13 protein-coding genes and 1 pseudogene are annotated in these 13,623 nt (G+C 63.8%); 6 read left to right on the plus strand and 8 right to left on the minus strand.

Annotated elements, in window-relative coordinates; translation table 11 throughout:
- The first annotated feature begins 11 nt into the window (after positions 1–11).
- On the plus strand, positions 12–1,436 hold the full coding sequence (locus OG252_RS31165; protein WP_329340249.1) for a PIN-like domain-containing protein: 1,425 nt from the start codon (positions 12–14) through the stop codon (positions 1,434–1,436).
- A 161-nt stretch (positions 1,437–1,597) separates the two neighbouring features.
- Here OG252_RS31165 and OG252_RS31170 read toward each other — a convergent pair whose 3' ends face one another.
- Complete coding sequence (locus OG252_RS31170; protein WP_329340251.1) at positions 1,598–1,858, minus strand: DUF397 domain-containing protein; 261 nt, start codon at positions 1,856–1,858, stop codon at positions 1,598–1,600.
- Position 1,859: 1 nt separating this feature from the next.
- The gene (locus tag OG252_RS31175; protein ID WP_329340253.1) at positions 1,860–2,705 is read right to left on the minus strand and encodes a helix-turn-helix domain-containing protein; all 846 of its coding nucleotides are present in this window, start codon (positions 2,703–2,705) and stop codon (positions 1,860–1,862) included.
- Between the two features lie 261 nt (positions 2,706–2,966).
- On the opposite strand from OG252_RS31175, the gene OG252_RS31180 reads away from it, so the two are divergent.
- Positions 2,967–3,554 carry an ATP-binding protein gene (locus OG252_RS31180; RefSeq protein WP_329340255.1) on the plus strand — a complete coding sequence of 196 codons (588 nt, stop codon included), beginning with the start codon at positions 2,967–2,969 and terminating at the stop codon, positions 3,552–3,554.
- Positions 3,555–3,849: 295 nt separating this feature from the next.
- Positions 3,850–5,100: a DNA cytosine methyltransferase gene (locus OG252_RS31185; protein ID WP_329340257.1), complete on the plus strand. Its 1,251-nt coding sequence runs from the start codon at positions 3,850–3,852 to the stop codon at positions 5,098–5,100.
- Here the strand turns inward: OG252_RS31185 and OG252_RS31190 are convergent.
- Positions 5,090–6,187: a DNA cytosine methyltransferase gene (locus tag OG252_RS31190; protein ID WP_329340259.1), complete on the minus strand. Its 1,098-nt coding sequence runs from the start codon at positions 6,185–6,187 to the stop codon at positions 5,090–5,092. The two genes, OG252_RS31185 and OG252_RS31190, sit on opposite strands and share 11 nt — an antisense overlap.
- A gap of 132 nt (positions 6,188–6,319) precedes the next feature.
- Between OG252_RS31190 and OG252_RS31195 the strand changes: the two genes are divergently transcribed.
- Positions 6,320–7,027 (plus strand): HNH endonuclease, encoded by a 708-nt coding sequence (locus tag OG252_RS31195; RefSeq protein WP_329340261.1) that lies wholly within the window; start codon positions 6,320–6,322, stop codon positions 7,025–7,027.
- A 92-nt stretch (positions 7,028–7,119) separates the two neighbouring features.
- On the plus strand, positions 7,120–8,394 hold the full coding sequence (locus OG252_RS31200; protein WP_329340263.1) for a DNA cytosine methyltransferase: 1,275 nt from the start codon (positions 7,120–7,122) through the stop codon (positions 8,392–8,394).
- On the opposite strand, the gene OG252_RS31205 is transcribed toward OG252_RS31200, so the two are convergent.
- The 5 genes from OG252_RS31205 to OG252_RS31225 form a co-directional block, all read right to left on the minus strand.
- Positions 8,305–8,802, minus strand: coding sequence for a very short patch repair endonuclease (locus OG252_RS31205; RefSeq protein ID WP_329340265.1), 498 nt, complete (start codon positions 8,800–8,802; stop codon positions 8,305–8,307). The two genes, OG252_RS31200 and OG252_RS31205, sit on opposite strands and share 90 nt — an antisense overlap.
- An 11-nt stretch (positions 8,803–8,813) precedes the next feature.
- The gene (locus tag OG252_RS31210; protein ID WP_329340268.1) at positions 8,814–9,791 is read right to left on the minus strand and encodes a NaeI family type II restriction endonuclease; all 978 of its coding nucleotides are present in this window, start codon (positions 9,789–9,791) and stop codon (positions 8,814–8,816) included.
- A gap of 38 nt (positions 9,792–9,829) precedes the next feature.
- On the minus strand, positions 9,830–10,843 hold the full coding sequence (locus OG252_RS31215) for an SEC-C domain-containing protein (RefSeq protein WP_329340270.1): 1,014 nt from the start codon (positions 10,841–10,843) through the stop codon (positions 9,830–9,832).
- 110 nt (positions 10,844–10,953) lie between these two features.
- A complete protein-coding gene (locus OG252_RS31220) occupies positions 10,954–11,337 on the minus strand; it encodes a hypothetical protein (protein ID WP_329340272.1) in 384 nt (127 codons plus the stop codon).
- 61 nt (positions 11,338–11,398) lie between these two features.
- Positions 11,399–12,871 carry a glycoside hydrolase gene (locus OG252_RS31225; RefSeq protein ID WP_329340274.1) on the minus strand — a complete coding sequence of 491 codons (1,473 nt, stop codon included), beginning with the start codon at positions 12,869–12,871 and terminating at the stop codon, positions 11,399–11,401.
- Between the two features lie 253 nt (positions 12,872–13,124).
- Between OG252_RS31225 and OG252_RS52390 the strand changes: the two are divergent.
- A pseudogene (locus tag OG252_RS52390) lies at positions 13,125–13,566 on the plus strand (class E sortase); the annotation flags it as partial.
- Positions 13,567–13,623 lie beyond the last annotated feature (57 nt).

The raw sequence follows: 13,623 nt of genomic DNA on the forward strand, positions 1-13,623 counted from the left end.
CGGAGGCGGACATGAGCGACCCGGTACTCCTGCAGCGGTTCGCGGCATGGCTCCAGCCGCAGCCGTCGGCGGTGGATGCTGAGCGCAGCGCGTTCTTCCAGAACGGGATCATCGTGCTCGACACGAACGTGCTCCTCAGCCTGTACGAGTACACGGAGACCTCCCGGGAAGAGGTCCTGTCGGCGCTCGAGCAGACTGCGGGGCGACTGTGGATGCCGTACCAGGTCGGCCTCGAGTTCATCCGCGGCCGCCGCAGCACGCTTGAGTCGCGGAAAAGAGCGCTCGCGGACGCCGCGTCAGATGTGAACAAGAAGCTCATGGCCGCGCGCAAGGCGATTGTTGAGGCCAAGAACCTCGTGCGTACGCAACTCGACAAGTACGCCCGGGCGCCGGAAGAGGTAGCCAGCCTGGATGCACTGGTCAAAGACGCAGAGGTCGACAAGCACCTGTCTGTCTACGGGGACGAGTTCAGGCGCCACCTGGACATGCTGAAAACCGATCACGGCCTGGCCCTGAACGCGACTGATGCGGAGGATCCGATCCTCCCCCGCGTCGCGGAGCTCTACGGAGAGGGTGTCGGTCAGCAGCCGGACGATGAAGTGCTGCGCAAGCGCCTAGAGGAAGCAACCGCCTTCCGTTTCCCGAACAAGATTCCTCCAGGGTTCGCGGACTCCGACAAGGACACGCCTCTTAAGTCCGCTGGCGATTTCTTGCTCTGGGAAGAGGTTGTCGAGCACGTCAGCCAGCTGACCGAGCCTAGTCGCCGAGTGCTGTTTGTATCGAATGACACGAAAGACGACTGGTACGAATCCGGCTCCGGCACTCGCAGTTCGCGCCCGTGGCCGAGCTTGGTCGACGAGCTGAAGCGGAGGGCAGGGGCGGAGCTGAGGATCGAGACCCAGCTGAACTTCTACAGCGGGATCAGGGAGTTCCTGAACGTCGAACTCGCTGAGGACACGTACGCAGAGATCGTTCGGGTGTCTGAGACCTTCGATGCGAAGATCCACAACGACGTGCCGCTTGTAACCGAGGAGACGGCTCCCCAACTTCCCCCACCGGAGGGACTGGCGCTTGTCGCACTGCAGTCGGTGGGCCTCGTATCCCCGGCCGTACGAGCTGTTGTCGATTCGTCCTCCCCGTCCCATTGGACGTTCCAGTGGTGGCTCATCGGCGTGACTGCTCAGCTTGGGCGGAGGGTTCCCGACGACAGGGAGCCCAGTGTCGGCTTCGCGGCGGCATCGAGGAACTCTGAGCCGCCGTCACCGCAATGGAAGCCGGGTACGGTTCTGCCGCCGGACGAGTGGCTGCACCGGGACTCGTCGTGGATCGCGCCGTGGTTCATGGAGCTGCTGGAGGCTATTCCGAAGATGGACCGGGCCGTACTGCGCGGACTCGCGGCGAAGCAGGCGGAGGAGAACCGGCGCTCGCGTAGCTGACGGTGCAGGCGGCTGGTGTGCGGGTCTCCGGCATTCAGTCACCGTTGGCGCCCGGCTCGCCGATCACTACGGAGATCCACATGCTGAAGCCCAACATCAACCCCAACTTGACCTGAAGGCTAACGCATCTCTAGTTTCCCCAACCGCGTTCGTCAAAGCCCTTAATTCCGTGCCCTGAGCCGCCTCCTGCTGCTGACCTTTGGTTCTTCTGTCCGGAGATTTTGGTGCAGCCCATGCCGCGCTCTGGCTATGAACCGGCTCCACGCACCAGCCGAAAATGCAAGAGGTGGGTCTCCCGGCCGCTTGGAGTCGCGTACGAGCACGCCGGATGAAACGAATGAAGTTTCAACACATTCGGTCGTGTTACCGCCACTGTAAGACGACTTAAACCATCTGGGCTGGAAACCGGGGGAAGGGGTCACTTCATAGCTCCTTGCGGGCGCGATGGATCATGGCGGAGGAAGCCTCCATGTTCAACGCTTGCGCGCGGAGGTACTCGAAGGCAAGTCGGTATCGGTCCAGCTCTTCGTCCTTCTCCAAGAAGAGGGAGCCCGTGTGGAAGTCGACATAGACCACGTCCAGGGCCGGTTCGCTGCCGCCGATGATGACGAAGCTGCCGAGCGCCGCGGAGTGGGCACCCTTGGAGAAGGGAAGCACCTGGAGCGTGATGTGTGGTGACTCGTTCGCTTCGAGCATCCTTCCGAGCTGCTCCTTCATGATCTCCGGTGAACCGACGACTCGGCGGATCACGGACTCATCGAGAATCGCCCATAGGTGCGGAGGCCTCGGCCGCGTAAGGATCTCCTGACGCCTCATGCGGATGTCCACGAGTCGCTCGATCTCAGTGGGCTCCAGGCGTACTTCGTTGGCCTGTTGCAGAGCCGTGCTGTATCCCCGCGTCTGCAGGAGCCCGGGGACGTAGACACAGGAGAAGTGGTCCTCGCGAACAGCTTCGTTCTCAAGCGTGAGCAAAAGGTTCATGCTCTCCGGGATGGAGTCGGCGAAGGAACTCCACCAGCCCTGTTGCTTGGCATCTTTCGCTAGTGCGACAACAGCTTGTCGCTCAGCATCATTTACTTCGTACGCACGGCAGAGTGCATCAATGACCAGCCACTTAACTGGCCCGGCCTGAGTCTCATAGCGGCTGACTGTCGCCTTCGAAACCCCGACGAGTCGCCCGGCTTCCTCCAGTGTCATGCCCTTGCGTGCCCGCAACTTGCGCATAGCGGCGCCAAGTTGGCGACGCCGAGTTGTGGCCCTTGTGGACATGGTGTGGTCCTCCCGGTGTGGTGCTGCACCACATGCCTGGTGAGCGTCAATCAGGCTAGGTCGGGCGGGAGTTGATCTACTACCGATTCACCCGATCGAGTATCGTGAGAAGTTACACAGCAAGACTTCTCAATGCCATACTCGTCACAAAGCGTTACACAGTGCAGTCGTACGGATACGGCGGGCGCAGCGCTGTGGCGCGTGGGAGGGAGTGTGGCTATGTCGGAATGTGGCAACTTCGAACCTCGGCTTCGCTGTGTCATGCCGTTCGAAGCTGTGCCTGCAGAGCTACGGCTGCTGCGCAGGAGGGTCCGTTCCACGCTTGGGCAGTGGGGAGCGGCGGCTGTGGCCGATGAGGTGGAGCTTGCTGTAACCGAGCTGGCAACGAATGTCGTCAAGCATGTTGGGGAAGGAGCTGCTGCGACGTTGGTCCTGGAACCCAGGCCAGACCGGCTGCGTTTGGAACTCCATGACAAGAGTCATGAGGTGCCGACTCCGAGCTCAGGGAGCTGCGAAGAGGAGTGTGGCCGCGGGCTCCATCTGCTCTCAGGTATGAGCCTGGAATGGGGCACTCTTCTCACGGCGGCTGGTAAGGCGGTGTGGTGTGAAATCTCGCTGGACCCCGTGCCACAGTGCATGCAGGTCCAGCGGGCAGCGGCTGTGCTCGATGAGTATCGCCGGGTGATTGGTGCTGACTCGACCGTCGTACCGACCTACGCCGTGCTAGAGGAATCGGTCACGGACGTCATCGCGGACCTGCTCCACTGGCTCGCAGCGCAGGGTGGAGATCCGGATGACGTGCTTGATCGGGCGCAGATGCATTTTGAGGCGGAGGCAGAGGCTGCGTAACCACGTGTACCTCTCCGTCGTCCTCGCATCGCCGGCTGTCGTGCGGAAGCCAAGTCCACTGAGCTAGGCGTGCGTTTCGTGTTGAGGCGCCGATTGCTTTTCTTTGAGGGAGCGGTGCCTCAACACGTGGTCCAACGCCCGTCACGCCTTAGGACGTGGAAGCTAACTGCCCGCGGCTGGTGGAGCTCGTTGGAGTGAAGCCACGCATGCGTACTGATACATCGAGGGGCGTCGTCACAAGTGCTGACGCCGCAGGTCAAGCCCACTGTCAGTGGTGCTGCTTATGCTCCAGGGCATGACACTTGGCGATCACGAACTGGAGCCTGACGGCAACTCGTTCACGGTGATGGACCTCTTCGCGGGCTGCGGAGGCTTCAGCGAAGGGTTCCGTTCGTCGGCGGTTGGCCAGGGCGCCAGCCTGCCCCGCTTCCGCTCTGTTGCCGCAGTGGAACTCGACAAGGCCGCAGCAGCGACCTATGAAGCCAATCATCAGCCTGACCTCCTGTTCCCCGGTGATATAGCCGAATTCGACCCAGGCCCGCTCGAAGACGGTGTTGACGTGATCGCTGGCGGGCCTCCCTGCCAAGGCTTTTCCGGCCTTAGCCGCGGATCCGGCAACGACCCTCGCAATGAACTCTGGAAGGAGTACCTGCGGGTCGTCACCGTGGTTCGGCCGAAGATCTTCGTCATGGAGAACGTCGACCGCTTCGCCGCCTCCTCAGAATTCGCTCTGTTGAAGGACGAAGCGCGACCCGGCGGTGTGCTGCGCGACTACCACTTGGACGCAAAGGTCCTCAACGCGGCCGACTACGGCGTGCCGCAGGGTCGCAAGCGGACCATCGTCATCGGATCCCTCCGCGATCTGGGGGAACCCGTGCACCATCCGGCACCGACCCACGTCAAGGAACCCTTCGTGGCGGATGGAGCGGTTCTGTTCGGCGCCGAGAAGGCCCTTGAGTCCTGGGCGCCCGTGAGCACCGTCTTCCAGCGGTCGGCGGGGCTGGAGATCCGCAGCAACCATCTGCCGGGGGGACGCAGTTCGCACGGATTGCCCGGACCGTACCGTACTGACGAGCTGCACATCGGACGGACGCCTACTGCTTTGTCCGTGGCCCGGTACAAGGCGATCCCGCCAGGCGGCAACCGGCACCACCTCACGGGCAAGTGGAGCGACGATGGCCAGTACCTGAGCACCAAGAGCTGGGACAGCCACCTCAGCGGCTCCGCAGACGTGATGGGTCGCCTGCACGCTAACAGGCCTTCCGTCACGATCCGAACCGAGTTCTTCAAGCCCGAAAAGGGCCGCTACCTCCACCCCACCGAGCACCGCCCCATCACACACTACGAGGCAGCGCTGATCCAGGGCTTCCCAGACGACTACCGCTGGTACGGAAACAAGCTTGATATCGCCCGACAGATCGGCAACGCCGTACCTATTGGGTTGGGCCGTGCACTCGCCGACGCCATCTACGGACGCCTTGCAGCTGGGGCATGCGGCGAGTCTGCTCGGGGACGGATCTCGGCAGCAAGCGGTTTCAGGGCTTAGATGAGAGTGATCTCGTCGCTTCGGGCAGGTTCAGAGGAGACGGTCGGCAGGTTCCGTTGAGAGCTGTTTCAGCATCCAAGTCTGTCTGCGGCGTATCGCGGCTTGCTGGCACGTCCGCTTGACGCAGCGCTTCCGCAATTTTGATGCCGACCGCTTGAGCTACTGGGGGAGGGAAGGCGTTGCCCACTTGTCGGTATGCCGATGTCTTGAGTCCCTCGAACTTCCAGTCTGGGGGGAAGCCTTGGAGAAGGGCCATCTGCTCAATAGTGAGTTTCACAGGAAGGGGATCGCCGGGAGCGGGTGGTACGTCAGCAACGCCCGAGCCGTTCACCCCGATCCTTGCCCAAGCCTGCCGCGCGCGCGAGGGTCCGAGGTCTGGTCCGCCATGCTTCTTCGAACCGCCGCAGAGCGTAGGAGCAATCTGCTGGGCCTGCTGGGCCCAGAGATCTGCCAGCTCCCATCCACGGGAGGCCATCGAGTCGCGCAAGACATTGCCCACGAGTGCGTTCCCATTGATCGTCGACTCAGCGCTCGGCCACTGGAAGCTTCCGAAGGCGTCTGCCTCCAGGGCTACCAGGGCCGCACGCGGGCGGAGTTGGGGGACGCCGAAGTCACGGGCGTACAAAAGCTTCCACTCGGCGGTGTAGCCCAGGCCGGCGAGAGTCTCGATGATGTTGGACCGGTATTTGGAGAACTTTCGCTGAAGCAGACCCTTCACGTTCTCGATGAGGACTGCCCGCGGCTTGATCACTGAGATCAGTGACAAGACGGAAGGGAAGAGGTCGCGTTCATCGTCGGCTCCGAGTTGCTTGCCAGCAAGGGAGAAGGGTGGGCAAGGAACCCCTGCTGCCAGCAGTGAGACGCGGTCACCGCCGCTGATCGAAACTGCGGGAAGCGACCGGATATCCGCTTCCACGACGTTCCAGTTGGGCCGATTCGTGCGCAGCGTCCGACATGCGTCCTTGTCCAGTTCGATGAGCGCCATATGGCGGAAGCCGGCCTGCTCCAGGCCAAGCGCCTGTCCGCCAGCACCCGCACAGAGTTCGACGCAGATATGGCTGGCAGTGCAAGTGTGCTGGTGGGACACAGCCGGGTCCTCTCTGAGGGCGGTAGCAAGAAGTCAGGTCAGCTTGCCGCCACTTGCCGCGGCAAGTGGCGGCAAGCTAGGGTGCTCACTCGAACTGGTTAATTCTGGATTCAAAACGCGATAGGGAAACGCATGTCTGATAGAGGCCTGGACTGGCGCAACGAATCACTGGGGGCCCGGATCCGTGTGGCCCTGTGGCTCCGGGATGAGGTCGGCGAGGGCGGAACGTTCTCCAAGGCCCGGCTTCGAGAGGCGATCAAGGGCACGGAGCAAGTGGATCGCCGCATGCGGGATCTGCGGCCTGCAGGCTGGGTCATCAGGACCTATCGGGATATGCCGAGCCTCCAGCCGGACCAGCTGTACCTGGAGCAGATGGGGCTGCCGGTCTGGGAGCCAGAGCATCGTGCGGCGGGCCTGAGGCAGATTAGTGCCAAGACGAAGCGATTTGTCTTTGAGCATGATGGCCACATGTGCCGGCGCTGTGGGATTGCAGCCGGCGAAGCGTACGCGGACGATCCAGGCACACGGGCCCAGCTCACGCTAGGGCACGTCAAGCCGCACAACTCAGGTAGCGCAGCGAACGCCGAAGACCTGATTACTGAATGCGCTCGCTGCAACGAGACGGTGAGGCATCTCACCGGTGTGCAGATGACCAAGGAGCAAGTCTGGGATCGCGTGCGGGAGCTTCGGGCCCGCGACAAGAAGGATCTTCTGAAGTGGATCCAGGAGGACCGCCGACTGCTCAACGAGGCCGAGAAGGTCTGGGGGATGTACCGGCAGCTCCCGGCCGTCGCCCGGGAGGAGCTCGCGCGTGACCTAGAGGCACTCGTTCAGCGCTGAGTGATGTACGGGACATACGGCCGGCCTCGTGGCTCCTGTCAGTGGGGGATGCGACACTTGCGTGTCTGTAAGCACCGCCCCAGGAGGAGCCGATGGGTACCGCCGACCGCAAACTGACCTCGATCGAGATCTGCGCGGGTGCCGGTGGCCAAGCTATTGGTCTCCACCGTGCCGGTTTCCGGCATCTTGCGCTGGTTGAGATCGACAAGGATGCGGCGCAGACCTTGAGGATCAACGTTGACAGTCGCCCCGAGTGGAGCTGGGAGAAGAAGCACTGCCTGATCCGGGAAGCGGACGTCAACGACTTCCGGCCCCTGGAAGAGGTGGCCAACCCTGAGCTGCATGACCACACCCCGGAGGGGTCGAAGGGGGGGAAGGCGGCAAAAGGGAAGAAAAAGCCCGAACTGCTCCAGCCGGGGCAGCTTGATCTGCTAGCCGGGGGAGTGCCCTGCCCGCCATTCTCAGCTGCAGGGAAGCAGCTCGGTCGCGAGGACGAGCGGGATCTATTTCCTCGAATGCTTGCATTGGTTGAGGAGCTCCGGCCGCGCGCTGTAATGATTGAGAATGTGCGCGGTTTGGTGGAGCCTGAACACAAATTCCGCTACTACCGGAACCACATTAAAAACAGACTTCGCAAGGCTGGATATGTGGTGTGCGGGTGGCGTCTGCTTCAGGCTCAAGACTATGGTGTTCCGCAGCTTCGGCCGCGGGCAATTCTTGTCGCTATTCACAAAGATCACTACAGAGGGTTTGACTGGCCTACCCCTCAGCTCAAGGTGAGAACGGTTCTTGAGGCACTGGGGCCGTCAATGGAGCGGCGGCTCGGCAAGGGCAGTCCGCTCCACAAGCGTTGGCTGGAGAATGTCGCACATGGCACAGTTGCACCGACTCTTGTGGGCGGGTCCAAGAAGCACGGTGGCGCGGATTTGGGGCCCACCCGGGCAAAGAAGGCGTGGGCAGCCCTAGGTGTGGACGCAATGGGTGTAGCCAACGATGAACGTGAGATGGTCGATCCGAAGCGTGACCTAGGCACCTCGGACAGGGGGCCGAAGCTTACAGTGGAGCAGGCGGCGATTATCCAGGGCTTCCCTGAAGAAGCTGACGGGAGCCTCGCTTGGAAGTTTCACGGAGGAAAGACCACGCGCTACCGCCAGGTAGGTAACGCGTTTCCGCCGCCCGTGGCTCATGCCGTAGGTGAGTGCATCAGGGAGGCGCTCAGTCGCACTGGACCACTTCGCGACGACCCGAACCCCGAATTTGAGCCTGAAGAAGACCCGTCATTCCTGGCTCCGGAGCTTCCCTTTCAGCAGAGCGTCCCGACGATCGAGGACGACGCGGAGGACAGTGCTAGCGCACTCCTCCGGTGACTCGTGCTCCCAAAATCGCAGGACTGCCCAGCCCGCTTCGATGAGGCGGTGATCCGTGTCCCGGTCACGGGCCACGTTTCCGGCGACCTTGCCTGACCAGTAGCCCGGGTTGGTTTTCGGCGGCACATAGTGTTCCGGGCAGCCATGCCAGTAGCAACCGTCGATGAAGACGGCGACCTTCGTCGGCCGGAACACCATGTCTGCGGTCCGGCGAAGGTCGGGTAGCGGCCTGGTTCCTACCCGATAGCGCAACCCTTGAGCATGGACAAGCCGACGGATTAGGCGTTCAGGAGCGGTGTCGCGACTGCGGATGGCCTGCATGTTGCGGCGACGCGCCGCGGACGATGCCCATGAGCCTTCCGGGGGCGTCCAGGTGGAATGGTCGTTCCCTGGTTCGTTCTCGTTCATTTCGCCGTCTGTCAGTATTCGGCAGGGGCAACATCATCGCGGTCACCCTTCTGCCAAATCGCATAGTCCTTGCCAGAGATCCGCGTTGTTCTCCGTGCTGAATCAGAGGCGGTAACCTCTGCAACGCGGACTGCTACCCAGGATCCCTTATCGGGCACAGGAAGACCCAGGTCGCGAGCAATATGCGGGTGCTGCTTCATGTGGCCGAGTATCATGATGCCATCACCGCGAAGATGGATTCGGGCGTCACGCACTCGCTTTGGGCTGTCATCTTGTCGAGCCACAGTGAGGACTGTGTTTCTATTGATGAGACGCTCCTGGACTCGGCGGAACAGCTCATTCGTCCGTGATTGGCCGCCGTTTCCGCTGCTGCGATGTCCAGCGGAGGCATTGAATATTGCGGCTCTTTCTTCACTGGATAGAGTAAGCAAGATGTTTTCGGGAAGCTTCCCGTCGGGAATAATCCATCTTACGGCAGATCTGCCCGCAGTGGATAGAGTTCTTTTTCCATCTCTGTTCTTTCCTGCGTTCAGGAACTCGCTATGGATGCGCAGTAACCCTGCCCTGTAGTTGGCTTTGTGGTCACTTGCCCTGGCCAGTAGGCAGATATGCTGATCAGCCTCGCCGGGTATCGTCCAATTTTCCCCTATTGTAAACTTTGAGTCCACTTCGTGTGTTGCTATGGAATAATCCATATCCCGTCCGCGGCCAAGGCGGAACTCCGCTCTAAGGATGATCTCGACCTTTGTGCCCAGGTATGTCTTCTCTGTCTTCTCGAGTTCATCAATGTTGAATCGACCCGTCCGCTGGCCGTCAAGCACCTCATCGATCGATTGCCTAATTGACTGACCGAACCGCCTCTCAAGTTCTGGCTGCTTCGTGAACCAGTTGATGACTTCCTGTAGGTTGGGATCTTCTTCGAGAGGCCCTGTGGGTCGGGCAATGTTATTCGCGGCGGCTACGTCGCGTGAGAATAGGGCGTCTTCCAAAGCTCTTTTTCCTCGAATTGTGCGGGAAGTTCCGCTAGTTAAGAAAGCCCATGGCATTCTCCGTAACCCCGCCCCGACCCACACCAACAAACCGCCCCCCGCTGCGGCGGCCAAACCACCGCCCGCCCCCGCGCCGCCAACGTCGTCGCGTACTGCGGCAGCAGCGCCACGTCCCCCGGCGACACGCCCTCCGACGCCGCGAACGCCTCGTACGACGGCACAGTGCCCGTCACGATGCCGAGGTTCGGCGTTCCCGAAGAGGCCAGTTCTCTCAGCGAGGCCTCTATCGTCGCGAGGTGCTCCTCATGGGAGGGGTACTCCAGCGCCAGCGACGGGTACGCCGAGAGCAGTTCTGTCAGTTCGCTCGCCGGCCAGTGGAGTACCGCGACCGGGAAAGGGCGGGAGAGGGCCTCGCGGTAGGTGCCGAGTTCTGCTCGGAGACGTGAGATCTCTGCCGCCAGCTCCGCCGGGTTGTCCGAGCCGAGGGACCACACGCGCTTCGGATCGTGGAGTTCGTCGAGGGAGACCGGGGAGGAGTGGAGGGTGTCGGCCAGGACGTCCCAGTCGTCGTGGCCCACGCCCAGCATGCGGCGGACCCTGTGGCGGCCGAAGAGCAGGGGGTGCGTGGAGTACGGGGGCTGCGCGTCCTCGGCGAGGAGCAGCTGTACCGCCTCCGTGAAGGTCTCCTGCGCGGCCTCCAGCTCGTCGTGCGCCTCCAGGGCCTCCGCCACGATCACCCAGGGGGCCGCGTCGCGCGGGGACGCTGCGCGGACGCCCTCGATGATGGCGCGGGCCTCGGCCTCGTGGCCGTACTCCCAGAGGTTGGACGCCTTGAGGGCCCGTACCAGATATGGGTTCTCCAGGTCCGCCGGTGACGACAGCAGGCGGTCGTAGAGCTTGCTCGCGGCGGGGCGGTCGCCGGCGAGTTCCAGGTGGGCCGCGGCCTGCAGGAGCAGGGCTTCGGCGTCCTCCGGATACAGGCCGGCGGTCCGCTCCAGGCGGGCGGCTTCGGCGGTGTGGTCGACGTTCTCGGCAGGCGTGTCGGGGCGCATGCAGGACACGGTACTGCCGGGCCGTGACAAAGGGAGAGGTATCCCCAGGCCAGCCCGTGGATCTGTAGATCGTCGGCTTTCCTCGACTCTCAGATCGGCACAGACGTGGATCAGCGTGTCAGTGCGAACGCCGCGAAGAGCATGAGGACCACGATGACCGCGCAGAACGTGAGGTGGGAGCGCGGATAGTCGTAGCCCTCGGGGGTCTCGCCCGCCTTGATCGCGGTGCTCCACTGCGCGAACAGCTTGCGGGTCGGGAACATGCCGATCGTGAGGCCGATGAGCAGGAAGGCGTACATGACGAGCATGGCGGCCAGGGAACGGCCCGTTGCCTGGCCGAAGGCGATCATGCCGGCCAGGCACAGAACCCAGATGAAGGGGTACACCCTCCAGAATTTCTGGGCGGGGATCCATCTCGCCATGGCGGAGCAGTGGACGACGGTGGCTGTGGCCGCCATCAGCCACAGCCACTCTTCGGCAACGGACGCGAGCACTTGTGGGTGTCCTTCCCGGGGTTCCGGCGTCCCCGGGACTCCGGAGGCGTGAACATCCGTTCTAGATCGTCACCCCGTCGATCTGCAACGTCTGCACCGCCTTCGCCGCGAACGGCACCGCCACCGACTTGCCGCTCAGCCGCGTGTCCGAGTACGCCGCGTACTTGTCCCCGCCCGTCGTGACCGTGTTCCAGCGGGGGACCAGGCCGCCCGAGCCGCCCGTCACCGTCGTGAAGCGGGAGAGGTCGAAGGTGAGGGTCTGGGCCGAGGTCGAGGTGTTCACCGCCACGATCACCAGGCGCCTCGCCGCCGCGTCGTAGGCCGCCGCCGCGTAGCTGACGCCCGTGTCGAGGATGCGCATGCCCGGGCGGATGTGGCGGCTGAACTGCGCCATGACGTAGTACTTCGGCTGCACGGTCGTCGGCTGGAGGGTGTTCTGGTCGTACGCGATCAACGCCCAGCCGGCGGTCGGGTCCATGACCTGCCAGTAGACCCAGGCGGTGGGGTGGAGCCAGCGGAAGTCGTAGCAGAGGTTCGAGGCCATGGTGAGGCCGGTGCCGTCGCCGTCGCCCGTCTCCGAGTTCCAGAGCTTCTTGCCGGAGGTCGTGACGACGTCCGTGTAGAGGAGGTCGCGGCGGCCGCCGGAACCCTGGTAGCCGTGCACGTTGACCTGGCTGACCAGGGCCTTGGTGGAGGAGTTGAAGGAGGCCCAGGTGGAGCGGGCCGTGTCGTAGTTCGTCTCGTCGGAGGCGGCGATGCGGGTGCCGGTCAGGCCGCGCTTGTCGAGTTCGCTGCGCATGTAGGGGAGTACGGCGGCCTGGACGGCCGGGTCCATGTGGCAGCCCTCCTGCGTGCCGGTGGCGGTCCACCAGGAGGCGGCCGGCTCGTTGAAGGGGTCCACCGTCGCGAAGTTCACGCCCCAGTTGTTCTTGGCGTAGAGGGCGGTCGCGGCCAGGTGGGAGGCGTGCTGGCGGTAGTTCCAGGTCTGGAGGTTGTTGCCGCCGCCCGAGGCGCCGGACGGGTTGTGGTTCGCGCACATCCACCACATGGGGGAGTTGGCGAACAGCTCTGTCGTCGCGCCGCGCTGGACCGCCTTCTGCAGCATCGCGCGCTGGTTGGCGTCCGCCGTCCAGTCCCAGGCCGAGGAGGTGGGGTCCTCGTTGTTCCAGTCCTGCCAGAAGCCCTCGATCTGCTTGAAGGCGGGGATGTTGGCCGACTCGACCATCGACTCGCCGCTCACGGTGTTCCAGCTGCACGCGCCGAGGTTGTAGCGGGCGATGTTGAGGCCCAGGCCGGGGAGCGTCGTGCCGTTGTACGTCACCGAGTTGGTGGTGAAGAAGGCGTCCGCGAAGTCGTTGCGGGTCCCGAAGACGTTGGCCCACCAGGCCAGGGAGGTGCCCCAGCCCTCCCAAGTGCCGTACGAGGTGCCGGGGTTCACGGCGATCGTGGCGTCCGCGTGGGCGGTGCCGGTTGCCAGGGCGCTGCCGAGGAGCGTCCCGCCCGCGGCCGTGAGCAGAGTTCTGCGTCGGATCATGGCTTCTCCGATTCGAATCGACGACGGCCCTGAACCGACGTCGTGGCGGCCTGTCCCGTTCATGCCACGACGAAGCATCGGGTGTGGTGTGTGGGGTTGTCGAGGGTTGCGACAGCCCTTTTCCAAACCTGTGGAAGAAGGGGCCCGGGAAGGTGTGCGAGGTACCGAACAGGCCGCCCGGACCAGCTACCCCTGGCTACTTGAAGCCTCGGCCCTTATCGTGCGGGCGGCCCGGGGAGGAGGCGGTGCACCGATGCGCGTACCCGTCGTACGGCACGGCACCCGGCGGCGCCGCGCCCTTCGGTGGCGCCTGCTGTGGGCCGGCGGGGAGGTCCTCGTCACCGTCGGGGTCGTGCTTCTGCTGTTCGTCGTCCATCAGGTGTGGTGGACCAACTGGGAGGCCAGGGAGGGGGCCGAGCGGGAGGTACGGGCGCTGGAGCGGGAGTGGGACGAGGGTGGCGGTGAGGGCGACCTCGGGCCTGCCCCGTCACCCACGGCCGTCGCGCCCCGTACGACCGAGCCCGTAGGCTGAGCCCCGTACGACCGCCCCCTCCGCCTCCCCGGACAGGCCCGCCGGCTCCGACTCCCCCCGCCCCGACTGGTCCCGCGCCTACGCCATCCTCACCATCCCCCGCCTCGACCTCCGCGTCCCCGTCGCCGAGGGGACGACCAAGGGCGGGGTCCTCAACGAGGGGTCGGGAGCTGCTGCCGGTTTACTGAGCATGAGTGCCTTCTGGTGAGCGTGAGTGAGT

It is taken from the genome of Streptomyces sp. NBC_01352 (assembly GCF_036237295.1).
In the GTDB taxonomy this organism is placed as follows: domain Bacteria; phylum Actinomycetota; class Actinomycetes; order Streptomycetales; family Streptomycetaceae; genus Streptomyces; species Streptomyces plumbiresistens.